Source organism: Brevibacillus panacihumi, assembly GCF_003710985.1.
GTDB lineage: Bacteria > Bacillota > Bacilli > Brevibacillales > Brevibacillaceae > Brevibacillus > Brevibacillus panacihumi.
In genome coordinates this window covers 1-1,571 of record NZ_RHHT01000087.1, presented here as the reverse complement: position 1 = coordinate 1,571, position 1,571 = coordinate 1, and the positions used below count along the sequence as shown (strand labels likewise).

Below are 1,571 nucleotides of genomic sequence, written 5' to 3'. Positions count from 1 at the left end.
CCTCAGGCTGTCGAGAAAGTCGACAGCCATTTTTATTTCACTTCTTTTTAAAGCGACACCGCGTTAATGTGTTATAATATTCTTGTAATTACATTTACCGGTAGGTGATAAGCTGTGCTATCGTCCAAAGAAAATAATCCACAAATGCATTATGAATTTGTATGCCTTGATGAGCTGGTCCCGGAGGACCATTTATTACGAGTCATCCAGAAACATATAGATTTTTCTTTTATTCGTGAAAAAGTGCGCCCTTATTACTGTGAGGACAACGGCAGACCATCCATTGATCCTGTTGTTTTATTTAAAATGATCTTCATTGGATACCTTTACGGTATCCGATCAGAAAGACAACTCGAAAAAGAAATCCAGACTAATATCGCTTATCGTTGGTTCCTTGGCTTATCCTTAACAGATCGAGTTCCAGATCACACAACCATTAGTTGGAATCGCCGAACCCGTTTTAAAAATACAGATGTTTTTCAGGAGATTTTTGATGAAATTGTGCGCCTAGCAATTCAGCATCGTATGGTTGGTGGACGTGTATTGATAAGCGATTCCACTCATCTTAAAGCAAATGCGAATAAACGTAAATTTAAGAAGCAAGTCATTGAGAAAACAAGTCATGCCTATCTTAAAGATCTAGAGGCAGCCATTAATGAAGACCGTGAAGCACATGGAAAAAAGGATTGAAGTCTAGAGAGGATGTGAAGGAAGAAAAAGAAATTAAGGTGAGTACCACTGACCCGCAAAGTGGTTACATGGTTCGGGACGGAAAGCCAGAAGGCTTTTTCTATCTTGATCACCGGACTGTCGATCATAAATACAATATTATAACCGATGTACATGTTACCGCTGGTAACGTCCATGATTCCGTACCTTACATAGATAGGCTACATCACCAGATTGAGAAGTTTGGTTTTAAGGACACGATCGAAGCAGTCGCATTAGATGCTGGATATTTAACTACTCCAATCTGTAAGGCTTTGCACGATATAAACGTTTTTGCTGTCATCGGTCATCGAGCCTTTACTCCTGTTAAAGGTCTTCTTGCCAAATGGCGTTTTAAATATGCTCCTGAGCAAGATATGTATGTATGCCCTCAAAAACAGGAGCTACATTATTCGACTACAGATCGAAATGGGTATAGGATGTATAAGTCCAACAAAGAAATATGTAAGAATTGTTCCATTCTCAAGGAGTGTACTCGGTCTAAAAATCACCAAAAGGTGATAACTAGACACGTTTGGGAAGAGAGCAAGGAATGGGTTCGACAGAACCGTTTAAGTAAGTCAGGAAAATATCTATACCGATTAAGATATCAAACCATTGAGCGAAGCTTTGCAGATGCTAAAGAACTGCATGGGCTTCGCTATTGTAGGTTGCGTGGACGCGAAAACGTCCAAGAACAAGCATTGATGACAGCAGCTGTTCAAAACATAAAAAAGATAGCGCTGCACCTAGCGAAAGCAAGTTAGGTGTAGGCTATCCTCATATTCAGCACTTCGTGCTGCTATTTTTTTCAATACTAACTGAGAAATCCCCCAGAAAGGGGGTTTCTCATCAGTCTGAGG

Annotated in this window: 1 protein-coding gene; it reads left to right on the top strand. The window is 40.0% G+C overall.

The features are described 5' to 3' along the window. The first annotated feature begins 144 nt into the window (after window positions 1–144). A protein-coding gene (locus EDM58_RS25185) for an IS1182 family transposase (protein WP_122915779.1) occupies window positions 145–1,475 on the top strand; the annotation gives its coding sequence in 2 pieces (ribosomal slippage) (window positions 145–685 and window positions 685–1,475; 1,332 coding nt in all). Window positions 1,476–1,571 lie beyond the last annotated feature (96 nt).